We start from the raw sequence: 22329 nt of genomic DNA on the forward strand, positions 1-22329 counted from the left end.
TTTTAGTATATGAATCTTTAAACTATGTTATAAGTATTTATGTTCAAAGGATCAAATGTTGCTTTAATTACACCATTTAAAAATAATGGTCTAGATGAGGAAGCATATATAAAATTAATCCATTTCCACATCGATAATGGTACTAATGGACTTGTGCCGGCTGGTACAACAGGTGAGTCCCCTACGTTAAGTCATGATGAGCATCAAAGAGTAATAGATTTATGTATAAAAGAAAGTAATGGAAAAATTCCAGTTATTGCTGGTACGGGTTCCAACTCAACTGAGGAGGCTATTTCTTTAACCACACACGCAGAAAAAGCAGGAGCTAATGGCGCTTTAATAGTTACACCTTATTATAATAAACCAACTCAAGAAGGCTTGTATCAACATTATAAAGCAATTAATGACAAGTGTGGAATTCCAATTATAATTTATAATATTCCTGGTAGATCTGTGATCGATATGTCAGTGGATACAATGGCCAGACTCTATGAATTAAAAAATATAGTTGGTGTTAAAGATGCAACAGGTGATTTAGATAGAGTTAATCAGACACTTAAAAAAATGGGTAAAGATTTTATTCAATTAACAGGTAATGATGATAATGCTTTTGAATTTAATAAACGTGGTGGGGTAGGTACTATTAGTGTAACAGCAAATATTGCACCCAAACTTTGTTCAGATTTTCAAAAATTTTCCAAATCAGACACCGATAACGAAATGAAAGAAGCAGAAAGATTAGACAAAATATTACAACCAGTTCATCACTCAATGTTTGTTGAGAGCAATCCTAGTCCTGTAAAATATGCTGCAAAACTTTTAGGACTTTGTGATGATAATGTGAGACTACCACTTGTAAAAGTAACAGAAACAACAAAAGAAATTGTAAAAAAAGCTCTTCAGTCTGCTAATTTAATTTAATGAACAAAAAAACCAACCCTGGTTTGAAAATCATTTGTTTAAATAGAAAAGCTAGTTTTAACTATTTTTTTGAAGATTTTTTTGAAGCTGGAATTGTTTTAAAGGGATCAGAGATTAAATCAATAAGAGATGGCAAGGTAAATATTGCTGAGTCTTATGCTGTTGAGAAGGAAGGTGAAATTATCTTAATTAATTCACATATATCACCATACAAGCAAGCCAGTTACTCTAATCATAACCCAACAGATGATAGAAAATTGCTTCTTAATAAAAAAGAAATAAATAAATTAATAGGTAAAATGCAAAGAGATGGTTTCACATTAGTTCCAACAAAAATGTATTTTAAAAAAGGAAAGGCTAAATTAGAACTAGCTGTTGCAAAAGGAAAGAAGCAATATGATAAAAGAGCAACAAAAAAAAGTAGGGATTGGAACCGTGAAAAAGCAAGATATATTAGAAAATCAAGCTAAAATTGTTTTTTTAGGAATAGGTTCAAATTTAGGTATAAAAAAAAGAAATATAGAAAAAGCAAAATTTTTATTAGCAGAACATAACTTAGATTTTCTCTCGGTATCTAGTTATTATGAAACTCCTTCCTGGCCTGATCCCCGAAAACCTAAGTTCTTAAATATAATTTTAAAATTAAAATGTTATTACAGTCCTCAAGAGCTATTAAAAATATGTAAAGCTATAGAAAATCAATTAGGTAGAAAAAAAGCAAAAAAAAATGCTCCTCGAACATGTGATTTGGATATAATCGATTTTAATAATTTAGTATCAAAAAAAAATTCTAAAATTAATTTGCCTCATAAAATGATGCACAAAAGAAGTTTTGTATTATTTCCATTATTCGAGATTCAAAAGAATTGGATCCATCCTGATAAAAAAATTGATGTTAAAACCTTGATTTCTCTACTTCCTGATAGAGACATTAGATCTATTAAACAAATTTAATTTAATGGTATAATATTAATTATGCTTAATTCAAATGAACTTATAAATAAAGTTAAGAATTATAATAAATTTCTTAATCCTGAAAAATTGGATAAAGCATATAATTTTGCTGTTAAAGCACATAAAAGTCAAAAAAGAGCTTCGGGTGACCCTTATTCTGTTCACCCAATTGAGGTTGCAAATATTTTAACTGAATTAAAATTAGATAGCGCTACAATTACAACAGGTCTATTGCATGACACTATAGAAGATACTTTTGCAACTTATGAGACTATCAAACAAGAATTTGGTGATGAGGTTGCTGATTTAGTAGAAGGTGTAACGAAAATTTCAGCATTTGAAAACTCAGCTGGAGCTAATTCTAAAGTTGAGAATTTCAGAAAATTAATTTTAGCAACATCAAAAGACATTAGAGTTCTGCTAGTTAAAATTGCTGATCGACTACATAATATGAGGACCATTAAAGCGATTACTAAAGAGGATAAAAGAAAAAGGATAGCTCAAGAAACTATGGAAATTTATGCGCCATTAGCTGATAGAATGGGAATGCACAGAATAAGAGACGAGCTTGAGGATTTATCTTTTGAAATTTTAAATAATGACGCAAGAAAATTAATAAAAAAAAGACTTGATGAAATAAAATTAGACAGAAAAGATTTATTTGAAGAACAATCTTTTGAGTTAAGTGAAATCTTGAATGATAACGAAATTAATGCCGAGATACATGGTAGAGAAAAGACACCTTTTTCAATTTGGAGAAAAGTCCAAAAAAAAAGAGTTTCACTTGAACAAATAACAGACATAATTGGTTTTAGGATAATTTTAAAAAACGTAGATGATTGTTACAAAACTCTTGGTATTTTTCATAAAAAATGGAATTGCATACCAGGAAAATTTAAAGATTATATTTCTTCTCCAAAAATTAATGGTTATAAATCTATTCATACGTCTGTAATTGGTTCAAACAAAAAACCAATAGAAATTCAAATTAGAACAGAAGAAATGCACGAATTTGCTGAGAGAGGTATTGCATCTCATTGGCAGTATAAATCTTCTGAAAAATTTAATTCTTTAAGCTGGAAGGAGTATGATTGGTTAAAAGATCTTGTTGAGATTATAGAAAAGAATGAAAACCCTGAAGACTCATATGAGTACACAAAACTACAAATGTTTCAAGAAAACGTATTTTGTTTTACACCAAAAGGTTCAGTAATTAAATTACCTAAAGATGCAACAGCTATAGATTTTGCATATGCTGTTCATACTAAAATTGGAAATTCAGCAGTTGGTTGTGAAATTAATGGAAACAAAAACGAACTACAAACCATTTTAAGAAATGGTGATCGCGTAAATATTATAACATCTAAAAATAATTCACCTTCACTTCACTGGATCCCAACAACTAAAACAGGTAAAGCTAGAGCCGCAATAAGAAGATATTGGCATGACAAAGGAGAGCAAAAAGAGGAAAAAACAAAAAAATATAATACCACTCTATGGATGTCATTACCTGACAAGCCAGGTCAGTTAGGAGATATAAGCTCACTCATTGGAAGTCACAAATTAAATATATCGAGCTTAGAAATGGTTGGTAAAAATCCCAATTATATTAATTTTAAATTTAAATTAATTATTAGAAACCTTAAGAATTTTACTAATTTTATTGCAGAGCTAAAACAAAAGAGTATAAAATTTAAGATAATTAGACACGAAGAAAAAAGAAATGCTTTCACACAAAAAATCCTTAAATATTTTAAAAAAAACTAATGCATTATTAGAAGGTCACTTCGTTCTATCCTCAGGTCTACATTCTTCAAAATATATTCAATGTGCAAAACTTTTAAGTTATCCTAATTTAGCTGATAAAATTTGCAAATCCTTAGCAAATAAAATTAAAAAAAAATTTAAAAAAATTGATTTAATATTAGCTCCTGCAATTGGAGGAGTAATTATTGGATATGAAATCGGAAAATTGCTAAAAAAAGAAACAATTTTTTGTGAAAGAGTAAATGGTAAATTTACTCTTAGAAGAGGTTTTGCTATTAAAAAAGGTGCAAGAGTATTAATTATAGAAGATGTAATCACTACAGGAAAATCAAGTTTAGAGTGTGTAAAGTTAATTAAAAAATCAAAAGCAAAATTAATTGGATTTGCATCTATAATTGATCGATCAACTAAACATTCTTTAAAAATTAAAACTGAAATAACATCTCATCTAAAAATAGATGTTCCAACTTTTAAAGCAAATAAATTACCACCAGAACTTAAATTAATACCAATAACAACCCCAGGAAGTAGATTTATTAAGTGAAAAGGTTAGGTGTAAATATAGATCATATTGCAACTTTACGAAACGCTCGTGGAGAGAAACATCCTGATCCACTATTCGCAGCAAAAAAAGTTATTAGTTATGGAGCTGATTCTGTAACAATTCATTTAAGAGAAGATAGAAGACACATAAATGATATTGATGCCAAAAAAATATGTGATTTAAAAAATGTGCTTGTAAACCTTGAAATTTCTATGAATAAAGAAATTGTTAATAAAGCACTTAAGATAAAACCAAATTTTATTTGTTTAGTTCCTGAAAATAGAAAAGAAATTACTACTGAAGGAGGTTTAAATATAAAAAACAATCTTAATAAATTAGAGAAAATAATTAAAAAATTTAAAAAAGCAAAGATTAGAACAAGTTTATTCATTAATCCTTCTACAAATGATATTAGACTTGCTAAAAAATTAAATGCTGATTGTATTGAGATACATACTGGAAAATTAGCAAACCTAGTTAAATTAAAAAAAAATTATTCTAGTGAGTTAAACAGAATTAAAAAAAGTGCAAAATTAGCATCAAGTCTAAATATAGAAGTTCATGCTGGTCATGGTTTAGACTATAAAACCACCAAAATGTTAACAAAAATAATAGAAATTGAGGAGTATAACATTGGGCATTTTATAATTGGGGAGTCAATATTTGATGGACTTTCAAAAGTAATTAAAAACTTTAAAAAAATTATAAAAAAATAAATGAAAATTCTTGGTATTGGCGTTGATATAGTAGAAAATAAAAGAATTCAAAAATCGATTAAAAATCCTTTATTTAAAAAAAGAATTTACTCATCTAAAGAATTGAAACAATCTAATGTTGTAAATAATAAAGTAGCTTATTTTTCAAAGAGATTTGCTGCAAAAGAAGCATTTTCTAAAGCTCTTGGCACAGGTTTTCGTATGAATTTAAATTTTAAAGATATAGAAGTTCTAAATAACAAAATGGGAAAGCCTTATTATGTTAAAAATAAAAAAATAACAAAAATCATTCAAAAAAACTTTAAAATCAAAAATTTTAAATGTTTTCTATCAATTTCGGATGAAAAAAATTATTCAACAGCATTTACTATTATTCAAACATTATGAAATTAGATAAAAATTTTTTTTCAGAAAATATAAAAACCTTAATTTATGCATTAATAATTGCAGTTATAATTAGATCGCTTTTAGTACAACCATTTTATATTCCTTCATCATCTATGGAACCTACTTTATTAGTGGGTGATAGGTTGTTTGTAACAAAATATTCCTATGGATATAGCAAACATTCATTTCCTTTTAGCCCACCAATATTAAATAAAAGAATTATGTTCAGTAGCCCTGAAAGAGGTGATGTAATTGTATTTAAAACGCCAGCAGATAATCGAACAGATTACATTAAAAGATTAATTGGTTTACCTGGCGATAAAATTCAATTTATAGACTCTAATTTATATTTAAATAATTCTGAAATTTTCAAATCTAAAATTAACAACAAAACTACAATTTTCTGTGGCGACAATAATATTGATGTTTATAGATTTGAGGAAAAACTTTCAAATGGTAAAAAATTTCATACTGTTTATTTAAAAAATTATACTTATCAAAATTCTGATGTGTTTACTGTACCAAAAGATCATTATTTCTTTTTAGGGGATAACAGAGACTGTTCTAAAGATAGCAGGTACTTAACAAGCGTTGGATATGTACATAAAGATAACTTAGTAGGAAAAGCTCAATTTATATTTTTCTCTTCAGATAAAAGAATAGGAAGTTTTATTGAATTTTGGAAATGGCATAAGTCAATAAGATTTAATAGAACATTTAATAAAATTAATTAATGAAAATTAACTACCAAAGTTTAGAAAAAAAAATTGATTTAAAATTTAAAAATAAAGATCTACTTGTTCAAGCCCTCACACATAAAAGCTTTAATCCAAATGAAAATAATGAAAAGATAGAGTTTCTAGGTGATAGAGTTCTTGGCTTGGTGATAGCAAAAAAACTTTTAGAAATTTATCCAGGAGAAAAAGAAGGTATTCTTGATAAAAAATTTGCATCGCTAGTTAATAAAAAAACTTGTCTGGATATAGCAAAAAAAATTAATTTAGCTAGTTATGTTAAAACATTTAACCCAAACAATAAAAAAATAAAAATTGAGGACAAAATTATATCTGATAGCTGTGAAGCATTAATTGGTGCTATTTATCTTGATAAAGGTTTTACAATAGTTGAAAAAACAATTTTAAACTTGTGGCAAGATCATATTGAAAAAAGTGTAGTTACAGAAATAGATGCTAAAACCAAGTTACAGGAATTAACTTTAAAAAACTTTAAAAAATTACCTACTTATAAATTAATTTCAAATACAGGTCCAAGACACAAACCCATATTTAAAGTTGGAGTAAAATTACCCAATACAAAATATTTTATAGCTACTGGAAAATCAAAGAAAGATGCTGAACAAAATGCTGCTATAGAATGTTTAAAAAATACAAATAAAAAATGAATTGGTCAGACGAAGGATTTTTAATAAGCAAAACAAGATATAATGAAAACTCATTAATTGCCGAATTATTTACAAAAAATAAAGGAAAGATATCTGGAATTATATTTGGTGGTACTTCAAAAAAAATTAAAAATTATCTCCAAGTTGGTAATAAACTTCATGTTAATTATAGTTCTAAAAATGAAAATAGAATTGGTTATTTTAAAATTGAAATTTTAAATGCCTATACCCCTCTATATTTTGATCACAAACAAAAGTTGTCTTGTATCACATCTGCTATGAATTTGATCAAAATATTAACAGCAGAGTCTCAATCTAACGACAAAGTTTATTTTATAATTCAAGATTTTTTTTTAATTTTAAAAGAAAAAGATTGGATAAAAAAATATATATTTTGGGAATTGGAGTTACTTAAAATATTAGGATATGACTTAGCGCTTGAAAATTTGGTTGAAAAAGATTTAGAAGGTAACAAAACAGTATATTATGCTAGCTCTTTAAATGAAAAAAAATATGTACCTAATTTTTTGATTGAAAAAGATATAGAAGTTAATGATCTCGGTACTTTATTGAATGGTTTAAAATTGGTAGGTGATTATTTAGATAAAACTATATTAAGACCAAATAATTTAAATTATCCAAATAGTAGGTTGTTATTTTTAAATACTTTTAAATAATTATTTTATTATTTTGTCAATTCTATCAGCGTAATAACTTACTATAGCATTGGCTCCAGCTCTTTTAAAAGCAACTAAGCTTTCATATATAGCGTCTTTATTAATTAATTTTTTCTTTATAGCTGTTTCAATTAAGCTGTATTCTCCTGATACTTGATAGGCAAATACAGGTAATTTGAATTTTTCTTTTATTGATTTTACTACGTCTAAGTAGGGCATACCTGGTTTAACCATTACCATATCAGCACCTTCTTTAATATCTAATGCAACTTCTCTTAAAGCTTCGTCAGAATTTCTATAATCCATCTGATAAGTTTTTTTGTCTCCTTTTAACGAACCTTTAGAACCGACTGCATCTCTAAAAGGTCCATAAAAGCTTGAAGCATATTTTGCAGCGTAGGATAGTATTTGAACGTTTTGGAATTTATTTTTATCTAGAGCTTTTCTTATTTTTCCTATTCTTCCATCCATCATGTCTGATGGCGCAAGGACATCACAACCCATTTCAGCTTGTAGTAATGACTGATTGATCAAAACCTCAATTGTTTCGTCATTTAGTATAGTTCTAGATTTGATTAAACCATCATGACCATGTGATGTGTAAGGATCTAAAGCAACATCACACATTATACCAATTTGGTTTTTGTATCTTTTTTTGACTTCTTGTATCGCTTTACAGACTAAATTATTTTCATTCAGTGATTCTGTTCCCAATTCATCTTTTTTTGAGTTTTGTGTCTTTGGGAAAAGAGCTATCATTGGTATTCCTAATTTTATTGCTTTATCCACAATTTGGCTCAATCGATTATTTGTATACCTATAAACACCTGGCATTGATGAAATCGGTTGTCGTTTATTAGATCCTTCTATTAAAAAAATTGGTAATATAAAGTCATTTGGACTTAAGGTATTTTCTTGAATCAATCTTCTTGACCAAGATTCTCTTCTACTTCTTCTGAGTCTAAGACTAGGATATTTACCAATAATCATGTTTTAATTTACTTTTAAATTGCGACAAATGTAATATACACATATACAAAAAAAAGGGTAGAAAGCAATCAAGATGACAATAGAAAATTCAAAAGTTATAGACTTAAATGTCAAAAAGGAAGATAGAGTTTTAGACTTTAGTGATTTCCAAAAGCAAGAAGTGAAATTTGACATCGAAAAATTACAAGAGGCTTATCAACAAATAGTTAAAATTAAAAAATTTGAAGATGCTGGTGTAACTCACTTTGGAGCGATATCATTAACTCAAATACCTGGTGACCCAGACTCAATCAAAGGTAACAAGGCTAGAGGAGTATATTGGACAAAACCTGATAAATCAGGAAAAGAAGTTGTTAGAGATGAGTCACTTGATGAGTCATTATATTCAGAATTTATAAAAGATTATGAAAACACTTATTTTAAAGAAGTATATGACACTCTTTCATCTAGATATAAACTTGGCAGAGTAAGAATTCTTTTAAAAGAGCCAAGATCAACCTTAAGCTGGCATAGAGATCCTGAGCCAAGATTACACATACCTTTAATTACTAACCCTGGTTGTATAATGGTTATTGATAACGTTGCGAAACATCTGCCTGCAGATGGTTCTGTTTGGATTACAAATAATACCAAGTATCACAATGCATTTAATGGTGGAGAAGAGAATAGAATACATTTAGTTGCTTGTGTTTTAGATTACAAATTTAATTAATTTGAGAAGAATATTTATTTCATCAGATCACGCTGGATTTAAATTAAAAGAGATAATTAAAAATTATTTAAAAATTAAAAATGTTAAATTTGAGGACCTTGGTCCAAAAGATGACAGAAGTGTTGATTATCCTGACTATGCTCATAAAGTTGCAAATAAAGTTAAACTTAATAAGAGCAATGTTGGCATTTTAGTGTGTGGATCCGGGACCGGTATGAATATTGCGGCAAATAAGCATAAAAATATTCGCGCTGCACAATGTTTTAATCTAAAATCAACGAAATTATCCAGATTGCATAACGATGCAAACATCATTACACTAGGATCAAGGTTAATAACTAAAAAAAACGCTTTGAAATTTGTAAGTGTTTTTTTAAATACAAAATTTGACGGTGGAAGACACTTGAGAAGGATTAAGAAAATATAATTATGTCGAGCGAAAAAAGTTATTTAAACGATAGTTATAAAAGTTTTTTTGAGGATAGTTTATCTGTAAAAGATCCAGAGCTTTATAAAGCTATTAAAGATGAATTAATTAGACAGCAACAACATATAGAGCTAATTGCATCTGAAAATATAGTATCCCAAGCAGTATTAGAAGCGCAAGGATCAGTTTTAACTAATAAATATGCCGAAGGTTATCCTGGTAAAAGATATTATAATGGTTGCGAGCATGTTGATGTAGCAGAAAACCTTGCAATTGAAAGATTAAAAAAATTATTTAATTGTAAATTTGCAAATGCTCAACCACACTCAGGTGCACAAGCTAATGGAGCAGTGTTTTTAGCCTTGTTAAGCCCAGGTGATACGTTCATGGGTATGAGTTTAAATTCAGGTGGTCACATTACTCATGGATTAAAAATTTCAATGTCTGGTAAATGGTTTAACGCTATAGGTTATGATGTAGACAAAGAATCTGAGTTGATAGATTATGATAATGTTGAAAAACTTGCATTAGAACATAAACCTAAACTAATCATTGCAGGCGGAAGTGCTTATTCTAGAGTAATTGACTTTAAAAGATTTAGAGAAATAGCAGATAAAATTGGAGCATATCTAATGGTTGATATGGCTCACTTCTCAGGATTAGTTGCTGGTAAAGGATACCCTAATCCATGTGACTATGCTCATGTGGTTACTTCAACAACTCACAAAGTATTTAGAAGCGCAAGAGGAGGAATAATTTTAACTAATCATGAAGATCTTGCTAAAAAATTTAACACAGCCGTTTTTCCTGGTTATCAGGGAGGACCTTTAATGCATATTATTGCGGCAAAAGCAGCTGGCTTTCTTGAAGCGCTACAACCAGAATTTCAAGATTACATTAAATCTGTTTTAGCAAACGCAAAAATGTTAGCAGAAACCTTAAAAAACAATGGATTTAAAATTTATTCAGATGGAACAGATACACATTTGATGTTGGTTGATTTGAGACCCTACAATGTAAAAGGAAATCTTGCGGCAGAAAGTTTGTCTAGAGCAAACATTACATGTAATAAAAATGGTATTCCATTTGATACAGAAAAACCAATGATTACATCTGGAATAAGATTAGGAACTCAAGCGGCTACAACTCGTGGATTTGGTTTAAATGAGTTTAAAACGGTAGGTGAATTAATAACAAAAACTCTAAAAGGTTTATCTGAAAACCCAACAGATAATAGCAAAATAGAAAACGAAGTAAAAAATGAAGTAATTTCTTTAACTTCATCATTTCCGATATATAAGAACTTATAATAGATGATTTGTTCAATATGCAAAAAAGGGGAGACCTCTGTTGTCGACTCTAGACCAACTGAAGATGGCACAGCTATAAGAAGAAGAAGACTATGCGTCTGCGGAGCTCGTTTTACAACTTTTGAAAGAGTACAATTCAGAGAGCTAATGGTTGTTAAAAAAAATGGAAGAAAATCAGGATTTGATAGAGATAAGTTATCTAAATCTATTTATATTGCTCTTAAAAAAAGACCTATTGATACCGAAACAATAGAAAAATTCATCAGTAATATTTCAAGATCTTTGGAAGAACTTGGCCAAAGTGAAATATCTACTAATACAATTGGAACTATGGTTATGGATGGATTAAAAGATTTAGACCCAGTTGGATATGTGAGATTTGCATCTGTATATAGAAACTTTAGAGAAGAAAAAGATTTCGTACAATTCGTGGACAAGCTTGATGTCTACAAAAAAAGATAAATTTTCATCAAAAGATAAATTTTATATGGAATTAGCCTTAGAGTTGGCTAAATCTCGTCATGGACAGACCGGTTCAAATCCTTCTGTAGGTTGTGTTATTGTCAAAAATGATAAAATTATTTCCATAGGACAAACTTCATTTAATGGAAGACCACACGCTGAATTTAATGCAATTAAAAATAGTTTTGAAGAATTAGATGGTTCAAAAATGTATGTTACTTTAGAACCATGCTGTCATCATGGTTTAACACCACCATGTACTAGCGCGATAATAAAATCAAAAATTTCAGAAGTTATATATGCTGTTACCGACATAGACAAAAGAGTAAGAAATAAAAGTTTTAAAATTTTAAAGTCAAAAAAAATAATTGTAAAAAAAGGTTTATTAAAAAATAAAATTGAACGTTTCTATTTACCGTATTTTTTTAATAGAAAGAAAAAATTACCCTTCGTCACTGGCAAAATAGCTATTTCAAAAAATAATATTATTTACAGTAAGAACCAGAAAAAGATTACAAATTCTTATTCAGATCAGTTTACACACATGTTGAGATATCAAAATGATAGTTTGATGATTACTCACAAAACACTAAATAAAGATAATCCAAAATTAAATTGTCGTCTGAAGGGTTTTGAAAAATTTTCTCCAAAAAGGATTATTTTGGATAACAAGTTAAATTCTAAAATAAACAGTTATATAATAAAATCCTCTAATAACAAAAATACTATAATTTTTTATAATAAAGCAAACAAATTAAAAATTTCAAAATTTAAAAGAAAAGGAATTCATCTAATTAAATCTCGAATTGATCGAAATAACAGATTTGACATTAAATTAATTTTGAAAAAATTACATAATCATGGATGCAGAAATTTACTAATTGAAGGAGGAGATAAATTAACAAATTCACTGATTAAGAATAAAATTTTTAATAAATTTTATTTGTATAAAAGTCCAAAAAAAATCTCTAAAAACTTCGAATATTTGAAATTTACAAGTCAAAATATATTAAATCAAAAATATAAAACAAAAATTAATCTAAATCTTAATTTACGAAAAGACAGAATAACACTATATAGTTAGAAAAAATGTTTAACGGAATAATTTATAACCAAGGTACTATTACTAAAATTATTAAAAGACCTAAAGGTCTTAACATTTTTGTTAAAAGTAATGTTAAAGTATCCAATAAAGACATGGGTTTGTCTGTTGCTTGTGATGGTGTTTGTCTAACTTTAATTTCATATAAATCCAAAATTATGGAATTTTATCTTTCGAAAGAAACGATTATTCGATCAAAATTTAAATTTTTAAAAATAAAAGATAAAATAAACTTAGAATTACCATTAAAATATGGGACAAAAATTTCAGGACATATTTGTCAAGGTCATGTTGATACTGTTGGTAAAGTATTAAGTATAAAAAAAATAGATAAATCATTTCTTTTTGACTTTGATTTACCTAAAAAGGAAAGAAAACACTTGATAGAAAAAGCGTCAATCTGTGTGAATGGTATTTCTCTTACAATTTCAAAAGTGACTAAAAAAGGTTTCCAAATTTGGATTATCCCCCACACCTACAAAGAAACGAATTTATCAACTTTAAAAAAATCTAGTTTAGTCAACATAGAGATAGATATCTTGTCTAAATACGTTAGGAACTATTTTAATGGAAAAAAATAACTTTACCTCAATAGAGTCAATTATAAGCGTAGCCAAAAAAGGTGGTATGTTTATTTTAGTAGACGATGAAAAAAGAGAAAATGAAGGAGATTTAGTTATTTCAACATCAGACTCAAATGCAAAGAACATTAACTTCATGGCAAAATACGGGCGAGGTTTAATTTGTTTAGCACTTGATTCACTTCAAGCAAAAAGATTAAATTTATCTTTAATGTCTCCAGTAAATCAATCAAGAAACAAGACGGCTTTTACAATTTCTATTGAAGCAAAAAAAGGAATAACAACAGGTATATCTGCTAAGGATAGAGCGAAAACTATCAAAGTTGCTTCAAAAAAAAATGTAAATAAAAATGAGATTGTTTCACCTGGTCACGTGTTTCCAATAATTGCCAAAGATGGTGGAGTTCTTGTAAGAGCAGGGCACACTGAAGCTTCAGTTGATATATCTAAATTAGCCAAAAAAAATAACTCTGCTGTAATTTGTGAAATTATGAATGAAGATGGAACAATGGCTAAAGGCCAGGATTTATTCAATTTTGCAAAAAAACATAAATTAAAAATTGGAAAGATAGAAGATCTGATCGCATATAGACTTAAAAAAGAAAAACTTATTAAACTTAAAAAACAAAGCAAGATTGATGTAAAAAAACAAAAATACAATATTAGAATTTATGAGAATCTTTTAGATGGTTCAGAGCATTTCGCATTAATAAAAGGTAAAATAAAAAAAGGCATTACTCCAAGAGTAAGAGTAATTTCATCTAATGTTGTCCAAAACTATCTAATAAATCAATCACTACCAAATTCATTTAACAAGACTTTAAATTATTTTAAAAAATATCAAAATTGTGTTTTAGTTTTTATTAAAGACTCAAATTTAAAATCAGTAACCCAAACTTTAAAAGATTATAAAAACAAAAACTTTTATAAAAAAGGAAATGATAAGTTAATAAGAAATTATGGTATTGGAGCTCAAATTATTAAAGACTTAAAAATTAAAAACATGATATTAATCACCAAATCACCAAAAAAAGTTATTGGTCTTGACGGTTATGGTATAAAAATTACAAAACAGGAATTAATTTGATGAAAAAAAAATATTTAATTGTTGTAGCAGATTATTATAAAGATATTGCTGATGGCTTAATAAACAGTGCTTTAAAAATAATTCCAAAAAAAAATATAATAAAAATTATTAAAGTACCAGGTGCTTTTGAAATTCCAGTTACAATCTCCAAAAATTTAAAAAAATTTGATGGGTTTTTAGCCTTAGGATGTGTAATTAAAGGTCAAACTCCACACTTTGATTTTATTTCTCAAGCATCCACCGATGCTATAATGAAATTATCTATAGATAGTAAAAAACCTATTGGAAATGGAATAATTACCTGCCTAAATATGGCTCAAGCAAGAGCAAGAAGGAAAAAGGGTGCTGAAGCTGCAGAAGCTGTGATTTCAGTTTTGTCTCAAAAATGAGAACTCATTATAATCCAAAAAACAACCCTAGAGTTATAATTATTCAGAAATTATATGGTAAATTTTATAATGACGATGATAGTTTAGATTTTCCAAAACACAGATTTAAAAAATTTATTAAAGATATTGTTTTAGGAACGATAGAAAGAAATGATCTTATACTAGATGAATTAAATAATAAATTAGGAGATGAATTTGTATTTGAAAAATTAGACAAAGTTTTTCAAACAATTTTAAAAGCAGCAACTTATGAATTTATGTATAAGCCAAATTTATCTATTAATATAATAATTAAAGAATATTTAAATTCTTCTAATTTTTTTCTTGAAGATTCACAAACAAAGTATCTTAATGCTTTATTAGACAACGTAGGAAAAAAATTAAGATCTAACAATGCATGAATTTGATCTAATAAATAATTATTTTTTAAAAATAGTTAAAAAAAATAAATCTGCTCTTAATCTTAATGATGATGTCTTTTTTGATAAAAAAAGAGGTGTTGTTATATCCGTTGATACATACAATATTGGGACACATTTTTATGATTTTAAATCACCAGATTTAGTAATTAAAAAAATATTAAGATCATCAATTTCTGATTTAATTTGCAAAGGTGTAAAACCAAAGTTTTATTTTATTTCTGGTTCTGGTAATAAAAAAACATTTACAAAAAATAATTTATATAAAATCTCAAAATCACTTAAATCTGAACAAAATAAATTTAATATTGATTTATGTGGTGGAGATACAACTTTTTCAAATAAACTAAGTTTCACAATTACTTCCTTAGGATATTCGAATAAAATAATTTATCGTAATAATGCTAAATTAAATGATGACATTTATGTTACTGGAAATTTAGGAGATAGTTATTTAGGATTTAAATCATTAAGTGATAAAGTTAAACTTAAAAATAAAGAAAAATCATTCTTTGTAGATAAATATTACAAACCAGAGTTACCCTTAAATTTAACAAAATATTTATTTAAATTTGCTAATAGCTCTATCGATGTCTCAGATGGGTTAATTGATGATTTAGCAAAAATGATTAATAGACAAAGATTATCATTTCACTTATTTGAAAATAAAATTCCTGTTTCTAAAAAATTAAGTAAATTAATTAAAAAACAAAGATTAAATAAAATTAATCTAATTTCTAATGGAGATGATTATCAGGTATTGTTTACTGCAGATATCAGGAAAGCTAGAATCATTCAAAACGTATCTAAATCAACTGGAATTAAAATAACTAAAATTGGTAAAATTGTATCTGGTAAAGATAGATCATTGATATTCAATGAAAAAGGTAAGCAAATACAAGCTAAATCTAAAGGTTATATTCATCAGTTTTAGAAGTTAATCGTTGTCTTTTCTATCTTTTTTTGTATTGTGCGGGCTTAAAATTTAACAACCAACAACTTAAGGTTAATATGAGCGGAACAGTCGAAACAATACTATTATACACAATCGGAGCTGGTTTATTATCTATCGTTTATGGATTTTTAACTGGTAAAAATATTCTTAATTCAAGTGCAGGAAACGCAAAAATGCAAGACATTGCATCTGCAATTCAAATTGGTGCAAAGGCATATTTAGCAAGACAATACAAAACTATTGGTATTGTTGGTGCTGTAGTTTTAGTAATCGTAAGTATTGCATTTAGTCCGCTAGTGGGTTTAGGTTACTTAATAGGTGCAGCCTTATCTGGTATTGCAGGATATGTAGGAATGTTAGTTTCAGTAGAAGCAAATGTGAGGACAGCAGAAGCATCTAGAAAAGGCTTAGCTCAAGGCCTATCTGTTGCATTTAAATCTGGTGCTGTAACTGGAATGTTGGTTGCTGGTTTGGCTTTATTAGCTATAGCTGTTTATTATTATATATTATTGAAATCTAATATTGAAGAAAGAGAAATAGTTAATGCTTTAGTTGCATTGGGTTTTGGTGCATCATTAATTTCTATTTTTGCAAGATTAGGTGGAGGAATTTTTACTAAAGGTGCGGATGTAGGTGCTGATTTAGTTGGAAAAGTTGAAGCTGGAATTCCAGAGGATGATCCTAGAAACCCTGCAGTGATAGCAGATAACGTTGGTGACAACGTAGGTGATTGTGCTGGTATGGCTGCTGATTTGTTTGAAACTTATGCTGTAACAATTGTTGCAACAATGGTTTTATCTTCAATTTTCTTTGTTGGAGATCTAAATATGATGATTTACCCTTTATCAATTGGTGCTGCGTGCTTGTTAACATCTATTGTTGGAACATTTTTTGTTAAACTTGGAAAAAGTAATAATGTTATGAATGCTTTGTATAAAGGATTTATTGTCTCTGCAGTAGCATCTTTAGCAATACTATGGCCTGTTACAGATTATGTAATTGGTTTTACAAATGAGTATACAATAAATGATAAGACATTTAATGGAATGGATTTATATTATTGTGGTGTTATAGGGTTAGTTATTACTGGATTATTGATCTGGATAACTGAATACTATACTGGAACAAGTTATAGACCTGTTAAATCTGTTGCGTTATCATCAACAACTGGTCATGGTACTAATGTTATTCAAGGGCTAGCTGTTTCTATGGAAGCAACTGCAATTCCAGCATTAATAATTGTTGCCGGAATTCTTATTACAAATTCTATTGCTGGACTTTTTGGTATTGCTATTGCAGTAACTACTATGCTTGCATTAGCGGGGATGGTTGTTGCTTTAGATGCGTATGGACCAGTTACTGATAATGCAGGCGGTATCGCTGAAATGTCTAATCTTGACAAGAAAGTTAGAAAAACAACAGATGCTTTAGATGCAGTAGGTAACACAACTAAAGCTGTAACAAAAGGTTATGCAATTGGTTCAGCCGGTTTAGGTGCTTTAGTTTTATTCGCTGCTTATACTGAAGACATTAAACATTTTTCAAAAGAAGCAGGATCTGCATTAGAGGGAATAGTGGTAACTTTTGACTTATCTAACCCTTATGTAGTCGTTGGCTTACTAATTGGTGGAATGTTACCATATCTTTTTGGTTCAATGGGAATGCAAGCTGTTGGAAGAGCGGGTGGTGCAGTTGTAGTTGAGGTAAGAAGACAATTTAAAAAATTTCCAGGTATAATGAAACGAAAACAAAAACCTGATTATGCTAAGTTAGTAGATTTACTAACTGTAGCTGCAATAAAGGAGATGATTATACCGTCATTACTTCCAGTTTTATCACCTGTAGTTCTCTATTTTATTATTTTATCTATTGGTGGACAAGTTGCGGCATTAGCTGCAGTAGGTGCCATGTTACTTGGAGTTATTATTACTGGACTGTTTGTTGCCGTATCAATGACTGCTGGAGGTGGAGCGTGGGACAATGCAAAAAAATATATAGAAGATGGTAATCATGGTGGCAAAGGTTCAGAGGCTCACAAAGCGGCTGTAACAGGAGATACGGTTGGTGATCCATATAAGGATACCGCTGGGCCTGCTGTAAACCCAATGATTAAAATAACTAATATTGTAGCCTTGTTATTATTAGCTGTTATCGCCGGTTAGATTGACTACGTTTTTTGGCCCTCTGTCCAAGAGGGTCATTAATTTTCTGTCTCATACTAGACATAAAATCGTAAATAAATGAATTTTTTCTATAGATTGCACCTGTTTCTGCTTTTACAACTTTAATTCTTTCCATATCGTCTTTATTGTAAAATTTCTTATCTTTTAAAATTCCATATTCATCAATTTCTAAAACCAAAACATCGTTTTTAAAAATTTTCATTTTCCCTAGATTTTTAAGTTTTGATTGTGTTTGTTTCCTTTCAATATAAATCCAGACATCATTATCAAATTTACTTTTAGTTGATGGACTACCTAAAATTTTTATTATATCATTCTTGTTAGTTTTATTTACAATTAATTTTAATTGTTTTTTTTCTAAAAAAGGAACACCGTGATGATTTACAACAGGTTTAAATGAACAATTTGAAATAACAAATGAGAGTAAAATTATATATAATATTCTAATCATGTCTAAAAATTATCTTAATATTTATAACAATTTTATAAATTACACTAGAAATAAAGATTTATACAAAAACCTTAATAGGTCTGATAATTTTTCTGATCGTCTTACATTGTTTTTATTACACTTTTCTTTTTTTTTAAAAAACTTCAAAAATGAAGATAATAAGAAAATTTTACAGGAAATTTATGACTTTAGTTTTAGACAATTAGAATTAAGTATCAGAGAAATCGGATATGGTGATCAATCAATAAATAAGAAAATGAAAGATTACATTAATTTATTTCACTCAATGGTCTCAGAAATCCACTTTTGGGACAATCTGTCTAGAACTGAAAAAATAAATAAAATTTCAATTTTTTTGAGTGATTTTAAAAATATTGATCATTTAATTGATTATTTTGAAGAATTTAACAAAAATTTATCAAAAAAAACTTTGAATTCTTATTTAAAAAGTGTAAGTAACCCATAATTATGGCAGTACCAAAACGAAAACAAACCCCTTCCAGAACAGGAATGAGAAGAGCCCAAACAATGAAATTTTCAACTAAAAATATAGTTGAGGATAAAAAATCGGGTGAATATAGGCTATCTCATCATTTAGACCTTAAAACTGGTATGTATAAGGGAAGACAAGTTTTAGACCCAAAAGAATAGTATATTATAATCTATTAAAATGTCAGATTTAGTTAAAATTGCAGTAGATGCAATGGGCGGTGATGGCTCTCCAAAAAAAATAATAGATGGTATTATTTTAAATCATTCTTCAAATCAAAATAATTTTTTTAAAATTTTTGGAGATAAAAATGAGATATATCCATTAATTAATGGAAAAATCCCAGGTAAATTTTTTGAATTGTTTCATACTGAAAAAAAAATTGAAAGCACTGATAGTCCTTTAGAAGGCGCCAAAAGGGGGAAAGACACAAGCATGTGGCTTGCTGTTCAAAGTGTTAAAGATAAAGAAGCAGATATAGTTATATCAGCAGGTAATACGGGCGCATTGTTAGTTGTATCAAAATTAAATTTAAAAATGATAGAAAATATAGATAAACCTGCATTGTCTGCTTTATGGCCAAACAAAAAGGGAATGAGTGTTGTGTTAGATTTAGGAGCCAACATTGATTGTAGTTCTAAAAATTTATTAGATTTTTCAATTATGGGTGCCTCTTTGTACACATCACTATATCCTAATGACAAACCTAATGTTGCTTTATTAAACATTGGTTCTGAGGAATTAAAAGGTAATGAGACTATCAAAGAAACTTATCAATTATTAAATGAAAAAAAATCATATAGTTATAATTTCGCTGGTTATATTGAGGGAAATCATCTTATGGATGGAGAAGTTAATGTAATAGTTTCAGACGGTTTTACAGGAAATGTTGCATTAAAAACAGCAGAGGGTACTGCAAATTTTATTACCAGTGAATTAAAAAATGCGATGACAGGAACACTAATAGGTAAAATTTCATCTTTATTAAATATATCAAACCTGAGGAAATTTAAGAAAAGACTAGATCCAAGATTATATAATGGAGCAATTTTTATTGGTTTAGACTCTCCAGTTGTTAAAAGTCATGGAGGAACAGACTATATAGGTTTTTCAAACTCTTTAGATGTTTGTCATAGAATTGTAAAAGGTAATTTGATAGAAAAGATCAAACAAAATATTTAAAAATGAGAATTAATTTAACTAAAAAAGACTTAGTTAATTTAGTTTATATGCAGCTTGGTTTTTCAAAACAAATATCAGAAAATTTAATTGAAGATTTTTTGTCAACTATTGTATCTAACATTAAAAATGAAAAAAAATTAAAATTATCTAAATTTGGCACTTTTTCTATTAGACAAAAAAAATCTAGAATTGGAAGAAACCCTAAAACAAAAGAAACAAAAATAATTTCAAGTAGAGATGTTGTTTTATTTAAACCATCAAAGGAATTTAAAGAATTTATTAATTTGAAAGATAATGGATAAATCAGATAGTGCTTATAAAACTATTGGTGAAGTCGCTAAAATATTAAATCTTAAATCAAATAATAAAGGAACTTTACCGACGCACGTAATTAGATTTTGGGAGTCTCAATTTAAACAAATTAAACCAAAGATATTGAATTCAAATAGAAGATATTATGATGAGAAAACAATAAATATTCTTAAAAAAGTTAAATTTTTACTTAAAGACCAAGGTATGACAATAAATGGTGTAAAAAAAATATTAGATAATGAAGATTCTTTAAAGCTTGACGAAATTGCAGATAAATCTATAAGAACGGAAAATTTAAGAAATAAGTTATTAAAAATTTCTAATAAATTAAAAGAATTAAAAAATGGCAAAAAAAACACACGTTAAAGTAAGAATGGTGCCTGAGGCTAAACCTGATAGTCCTTACTTCTATTATGTAAAAAAACCTGCTGGGGGTGAAAAAGCTAAAGTAAAACTTTCAGCAAAAAAATACAATCCAGATACAAGAAAACATGAAATGTTCGTGGAAAAAAAGCTTCCACCACACAGTAAGTAATTACTTTTTTTTGAAGTTTCTCTTTTCGTAATCAATGTAAGACAAAATCATATTTTTCCATATACGATTTGTGATTTTAGGATCAATCTTTAATTTCTTAGACTTCGTGTGAATTTTTTTAAGTATAAAATCGATACGTTTTTTATCTACAATTTCTTTTTTAAATTCTTTAAGTTTTAAAACTTCTTTTACAAGATTTGTTCTAATTTTAATCAAGGATAACAACTTATTATCTAACTGATCTAATTTAGATCTTATTATTCCTAATTTTTTTTTGTTTTTAGGCGACATTTAATTTATTGGTTTAATTAATAATTATTATATTTATCTAATCATGTACAGTCAGAATTATTCTTTAAATTCTCAATTAAAAATATGGATGATCATTTTATTATTAATGATCGTGCTTATAATTCTAGTAGGGGGTCTGACCAGATTAACTGACTCTGGCCTATCTATTACTACTTGGGAGCTTTTTGTTGGTACACTGCCTCCTTTAACAAGTGATAAATGGATAGAATATTTTGATCTCTATAAAACAATACCTGAATTTAAAAATCAAAATTTCAATATGACTTTAAATGAATTTAAAATAATTTTTTGGTGGGAATGGGCACACCGTCAATTGGGGAGATTAATTGGTCTAACTGTTCTTTTGCCAATGATTTATTTTACAATTAAAAATGGTGTTTGGATTTTAAGAGAATATTCAATTATTTTTTTCTTGGTATGTTTTCAAGGATTTATTGGATGGTACATGGTTTCAAGTGGTTTAGTTGATAGAGTTGATGTTAGTCATTATAGATTATCACTACATTTATTTGTTGCTTTTATTATTTTATCTTTAGTTTTCTGGAAGTTTTTGAAACTAACTAATATAAAAATTAATCAAATTAATTTTAAATTAAACTTAATTAAATTCTTTCTTTTATTATTATTTTTACAATTAATAATTGGAGCATTTGTCTCTGGTATGGATGCAGGAAAAATTTATAATACATGGCCTTTAATGGGTTCATCATATTTTCCTGATGACAGTATGATTAGTGATTTTTTTACTCTGAAAGTATTTGATGATCAATCACTTGTTCAATTTATTCATAGGAATTTAGCTTATTTAATTGTCATAATATACTTTTACATACTTTATTTAGTTTTAAAAAATGGAAGTATAAATCTAAGAGCTCCAATTTTTATTATTGGACTTAGTTTATTATCTCAAATATTTTTGGGAATTTTTACAATTTTATCTGGAGTAAAAATGCTTTATGCATCTCTACACCAGATAAATTCAATCTTTATAATACTTTCAACTTTGTATTTTCTTTATATTGCAAGATATAAACAACCTGTTTATTAGTTTCTGTTTGTAGA

The 22329-nt window shown here is 27.8% G+C and carries 31 protein-coding genes; 28 read left to right on the forward strand and 3 right to left on the reverse strand.

All coding sequences use genetic code 11. From position 1 onward, the window contains the following. Positions 1-39: 39 nt before the first annotated feature. From dapA to recO, 10 genes are read left to right on the forward strand one after another with little or no spacing between them, the layout of a single operon-like run. On the forward strand, positions 40-921 hold the full coding sequence (gene dapA, locus ACTT9Y_RS02100) for a 4-hydroxy-tetrahydrodipicolinate synthase (RefSeq protein WP_440932791.1): 882 nt from the start codon (positions 40-42) through the stop codon (positions 919-921). After that, entirely contained in the window at positions 921-1391 is a 471-nt protein-coding gene (gene smpB, locus ACTT9Y_RS02105) for an SsrA-binding protein SmpB (RefSeq protein ID WP_440932792.1), read from the forward strand. The genes dapA and smpB overlap by 1 nt, the downstream gene beginning before the upstream one ends. Then, the gene (gene folK, locus ACTT9Y_RS02110) at positions 1318-1875 is read left to right on the forward strand and encodes a 2-amino-4-hydroxy-6-hydroxymethyldihydropteridine diphosphokinase (RefSeq protein ID WP_440932793.1); all 558 of its coding nucleotides are present in this window, start codon (positions 1318-1320) and stop codon (positions 1873-1875) included. Before smpB ends, folK begins: the two co-directional genes overlap by 74 nt. A gap of 21 nt (positions 1876-1896) precedes the next feature. Next, a complete protein-coding gene (locus ACTT9Y_RS02115; RefSeq protein WP_440932794.1) occupies positions 1897-3642 on the forward strand; it encodes a RelA/SpoT family protein in 1746 nt (581 codons plus the stop codon). Beyond that, positions 3599-4186, forward strand: a complete 588-nt coding sequence (gene pyrE, locus ACTT9Y_RS02120) for an orotate phosphoribosyltransferase (RefSeq protein WP_440932795.1) — start codon at positions 3599-3601, stop codon at positions 4184-4186. Before ACTT9Y_RS02115 ends, pyrE begins: the two co-directional genes overlap by 44 nt. After that, positions 4183-4902, forward strand: a complete 720-nt coding sequence (locus ACTT9Y_RS02125; protein WP_440932796.1) for a pyridoxine 5'-phosphate synthase — start codon at positions 4183-4185, stop codon at positions 4900-4902. The genes pyrE and ACTT9Y_RS02125 overlap by 4 nt, the downstream gene beginning before the upstream one ends. Further along, positions 4903-5289 (forward strand): holo-ACP synthase, encoded by a 387-nt coding sequence (gene acpS / locus ACTT9Y_RS02130; protein ID WP_440932797.1) that lies wholly within the window; start codon positions 4903-4905, stop codon positions 5287-5289. Further along, the gene (gene lepB / locus ACTT9Y_RS02135; RefSeq protein ID WP_440932798.1) at positions 5286-6023 is read left to right on the forward strand and encodes a signal peptidase I; all 738 of its coding nucleotides are present in this window, start codon (positions 5286-5288) and stop codon (positions 6021-6023) included. Before acpS ends, lepB begins: the two co-directional genes overlap by 4 nt. Beyond that, a complete protein-coding gene (rnc, locus tag ACTT9Y_RS02140) occupies positions 6023-6691 on the forward strand; it encodes a ribonuclease III (RefSeq protein WP_440932799.1) in 669 nt (222 codons plus the stop codon). The genes lepB and rnc overlap by 1 nt, the downstream gene beginning before the upstream one ends. After that, positions 6688-7368, forward strand: coding sequence for a DNA repair protein RecO (gene recO, locus ACTT9Y_RS02145; RefSeq protein ID WP_440932800.1), 681 nt, complete (start codon positions 6688-6690; stop codon positions 7366-7368). Before rnc ends, recO begins: the two co-directional genes overlap by 4 nt. On the opposite strand, the gene hemB is transcribed toward recO, so the two are convergent. Continuing rightward, entirely contained in the window at positions 7369-8358 is a 990-nt protein-coding gene (hemB, locus tag ACTT9Y_RS02150; RefSeq protein WP_440932801.1) for a porphobilinogen synthase, read from the reverse strand. 73 nt (positions 8359-8431) lie between these two features. On the opposite strand from hemB, the gene ACTT9Y_RS02155 reads away from it, so the two are divergent. From ACTT9Y_RS02155 to ACTT9Y_RS02205, 11 genes are all read left to right on the forward strand, one after another. Further along, positions 8432-9070 (forward strand): aspartyl/asparaginyl beta-hydroxylase domain-containing protein, encoded by a 639-nt coding sequence (locus ACTT9Y_RS02155; RefSeq protein ID WP_440932802.1) that lies wholly within the window; start codon positions 8432-8434, stop codon positions 9068-9070. A gap of 1 nt (position 9071) precedes the next feature. Next, positions 9072-9497: a ribose 5-phosphate isomerase B gene (gene rpiB, locus ACTT9Y_RS02160; protein ID WP_440932803.1), complete on the forward strand. Its 426-nt coding sequence runs from the start codon at positions 9072-9074 to the stop codon at positions 9495-9497. 2 nt (positions 9498-9499) lie between these two features. Further along, positions 9500-10807, forward strand: a complete 1308-nt coding sequence (gene glyA / locus ACTT9Y_RS02165) for a serine hydroxymethyltransferase (RefSeq protein WP_440932804.1) — start codon at positions 9500-9502, stop codon at positions 10805-10807. Between the two features lie 3 nt (positions 10808-10810). Next, a complete protein-coding gene (gene nrdR, locus ACTT9Y_RS02170; protein WP_072090630.1) occupies positions 10811-11269 on the forward strand; it encodes a transcriptional regulator NrdR in 459 nt (152 codons plus the stop codon). Continuing rightward, a complete protein-coding gene (gene ribD / locus ACTT9Y_RS02175; protein ID WP_440932805.1) occupies positions 11250-12353 on the forward strand; it encodes a bifunctional diaminohydroxyphosphoribosylaminopyrimidine deaminase/5-amino-6-(5-phosphoribosylamino)uracil reductase RibD in 1104 nt (367 codons plus the stop codon). The genes nrdR and ribD overlap by 20 nt, the downstream gene beginning before the upstream one ends. 5 nt (positions 12354-12358) lie before the next feature. Continuing rightward, positions 12359-12952, forward strand: a complete 594-nt coding sequence (locus ACTT9Y_RS02180) for a riboflavin synthase (protein ID WP_075503529.1) — start codon at positions 12359-12361, stop codon at positions 12950-12952. After that, a complete protein-coding gene (ribB, locus tag ACTT9Y_RS02185; RefSeq protein WP_440932806.1) occupies positions 12939-14039 on the forward strand; it encodes a 3,4-dihydroxy-2-butanone-4-phosphate synthase in 1101 nt (366 codons plus the stop codon). The genes ACTT9Y_RS02180 and ribB overlap by 14 nt, the downstream gene beginning before the upstream one ends. Then, entirely contained in the window at positions 14039-14428 is a 390-nt protein-coding gene (ribH, locus tag ACTT9Y_RS02190) for a 6,7-dimethyl-8-ribityllumazine synthase (protein WP_440932807.1), read from the forward strand. Before ribB ends, ribH begins: the two co-directional genes overlap by 1 nt. After that, complete coding sequence (locus ACTT9Y_RS02195) at positions 14425-14829, forward strand: transcription antitermination factor NusB (protein ID WP_440932808.1); 405 nt, start codon at positions 14425-14427, stop codon at positions 14827-14829. Before ribH ends, ACTT9Y_RS02195 begins: the two co-directional genes overlap by 4 nt. Continuing rightward, positions 14822-15781 carry a thiamine-phosphate kinase gene (gene thiL / locus ACTT9Y_RS02200; RefSeq protein WP_440932809.1) on the forward strand — a complete coding sequence of 320 codons (960 nt, stop codon included), beginning with the start codon at positions 14822-14824 and terminating at the stop codon, positions 15779-15781. Before ACTT9Y_RS02195 ends, thiL begins: the two co-directional genes overlap by 8 nt. Before the next feature lie 77 nt (positions 15782-15858). Further along, on the forward strand, positions 15859-17964 hold the full coding sequence (locus tag ACTT9Y_RS02205) for a sodium-translocating pyrophosphatase (protein WP_440932810.1): 2106 nt from the start codon (positions 15859-15861) through the stop codon (positions 17962-17964). Here the strand turns inward: ACTT9Y_RS02205 and bamE are convergent. Further along, the gene (gene bamE, locus ACTT9Y_RS02210; protein ID WP_440932811.1) at positions 17951-18436 is read right to left on the reverse strand and encodes an outer membrane protein assembly factor BamE domain-containing protein; all 486 of its coding nucleotides are present in this window, start codon (positions 18434-18436) and stop codon (positions 17951-17953) included. The two genes, ACTT9Y_RS02205 and bamE, sit on opposite strands and share 14 nt — an antisense overlap. On the opposite strand from bamE, the gene ACTT9Y_RS02215 reads away from it, so the two are divergent. From ACTT9Y_RS02215 to ACTT9Y_RS02240, 6 genes are read left to right on the forward strand one after another with little or no spacing between them, the layout of a single operon-like run. Next, complete coding sequence (locus ACTT9Y_RS02215; protein ID WP_440932812.1) at positions 18435-18902, forward strand: ubiquinol-cytochrome C chaperone family protein; 468 nt, start codon at positions 18435-18437, stop codon at positions 18900-18902. The genes bamE and ACTT9Y_RS02215 overlap by 2 nt on opposite strands. 2 nt (positions 18903-18904) lie before the next feature. Continuing rightward, complete coding sequence (rpmF, locus tag ACTT9Y_RS02220; protein WP_023853776.1) at positions 18905-19087, forward strand: 50S ribosomal protein L32; 183 nt, start codon at positions 18905-18907, stop codon at positions 19085-19087. A 19-nt stretch (positions 19088-19106) separates the two neighbouring features. Next, positions 19107-20108, forward strand: a complete 1002-nt coding sequence (gene plsX / locus ACTT9Y_RS02225; RefSeq protein WP_440932813.1) for a phosphate acyltransferase PlsX — start codon at positions 19107-19109, stop codon at positions 20106-20108. 2 nt (positions 20109-20110) lie between these two features. After that, positions 20111-20410, forward strand: coding sequence for an integration host factor subunit alpha (locus tag ACTT9Y_RS02230; protein ID WP_440932814.1), 300 nt, complete (start codon positions 20111-20113; stop codon positions 20408-20410). Further along, positions 20403-20786: a MerR family transcriptional regulator gene (locus ACTT9Y_RS02235; protein ID WP_440932815.1), complete on the forward strand. Its 384-nt coding sequence runs from the start codon at positions 20403-20405 to the stop codon at positions 20784-20786. The genes ACTT9Y_RS02230 and ACTT9Y_RS02235 overlap by 8 nt, the downstream gene beginning before the upstream one ends. Further along, a complete protein-coding gene (locus ACTT9Y_RS02240; protein WP_023853780.1) occupies positions 20764-20955 on the forward strand; it encodes a 50S ribosomal protein L33 in 192 nt (63 codons plus the stop codon). Before ACTT9Y_RS02235 ends, ACTT9Y_RS02240 begins: the two co-directional genes overlap by 23 nt. Here the strand turns inward: ACTT9Y_RS02240 and ACTT9Y_RS02245 are convergent, their stop codons facing one another. Further along, a complete protein-coding gene (locus tag ACTT9Y_RS02245) occupies positions 20956-21246 on the reverse strand; it encodes a chorismate mutase (protein ID WP_440932816.1) in 291 nt (96 codons plus the stop codon). 88 nt (positions 21247-21334) lie between these two features. Between ACTT9Y_RS02245 and ACTT9Y_RS02250 the strand changes: the two genes are divergently transcribed. After that, positions 21335-22315 carry a COX15/CtaA family protein gene (locus ACTT9Y_RS02250; protein ID WP_440932817.1) on the forward strand — a complete coding sequence of 327 codons (981 nt, stop codon included), beginning with the start codon at positions 21335-21337 and terminating at the stop codon, positions 22313-22315. Positions 22316-22329: the final 14 nt, after the last annotated feature.

The sequence above is a fragment of the Candidatus Pelagibacter sp. genome (assembly GCF_052049995.1).
Taxonomy (GTDB): domain Bacteria; phylum Pseudomonadota; class Alphaproteobacteria; order Pelagibacterales; family Pelagibacteraceae; genus Pelagibacter.